Source organism: Microbacterium sp. H6, assembly GCF_003314775.1.
Lineage (GTDB): Bacteria > Actinomycetota > Actinomycetes > Actinomycetales > Microbacteriaceae > Microbacterium > Microbacterium oxydans.
On the sequence record NZ_QOAY01000163.1, the window covers coordinates 1 to 891 of the forward strand.

Here is an 891-nt window from a genome sequence, read left to right on the forward strand (position 1 = left end):
GCTCGATCTCGGCGACCTCGGGCTTGGCTGGCGCGTCGCCGAGCTGGCGGTGTGCGCGGCATCGATGCTGCACCACGAGCCCGAGCGGCCGTTGCGGGTGCTCGAGACGGTCGCCGCGTTCCATCGCCATGCGCCGCTGAGCGACACGGAGGCGAGAGCGGTCTGGCCGCTCGTGGTGCTGCGTGCTGCCCTGCTGGTCGCGAGCGGGTGGCGTCAGCTGGAGATCGACGGGGACAACGACTACGCGCGTGAGAGGGTCGCGGGCGAGCAGGCGATCTTCGACGCCGCGACACTGCTGCCGCTCGTCGAGATGACAGAGCACGTGCTCGCCGCGGTGGGCGTCGATGAGGGCCCCGGCTTCGATGCGGCGGATGTGGTGACCGATCCTGACGCCGCTCCGCTGGCCGCGCTCCTGCCGGATCTCACCGGTCGCGTCGCCGTGATCGATCCGGGTGTCGAGTCGGCGGACCTCGACGGCGGACGCTGGCTCGAGGAGACGTCGGAGCGGGAACTGGTCGCCGAGGCGATCGAGCTCGGGGTCGCCGTAGCGGTGCTGCCGTACGGGGTGTTCCGACTCACCCGGGCGCGCATCGACGAGGCCGAGTCGGGGGAGACGTGGGCGACGGCGTGTGAATTGCATCTCCCTCCGGGCCCTCGCGTGAGGGTGGCGGCTCCGGCGAGCGGGCGGGTGACGCAACGGGGCGGGGTGGCCCGTCTCGTCCTCGATCTCGACGGTGTTGGAGACGACGGTGTTGGCGACGACGGTGCTGGCGACGGTGCAGGCGACGACGGTGCTGGCGACGGTCACGACTGGGTGCTGCAGATCTCGGGGCTCGACGCGGAGGAGCGGCGCGAGCGCCCCGTGGACATCGGCGAGACCGTGGGCTGGAT

The 891-nt window shown here is 71.9% G+C and carries 1 pseudogene; it reads left to right on the forward strand.

What is annotated here, in order from left to right:
• A pseudogene (locus tag DSP71_RS22235) lies at positions 1-891 on the forward strand (hypothetical protein); the annotation flags it as partial.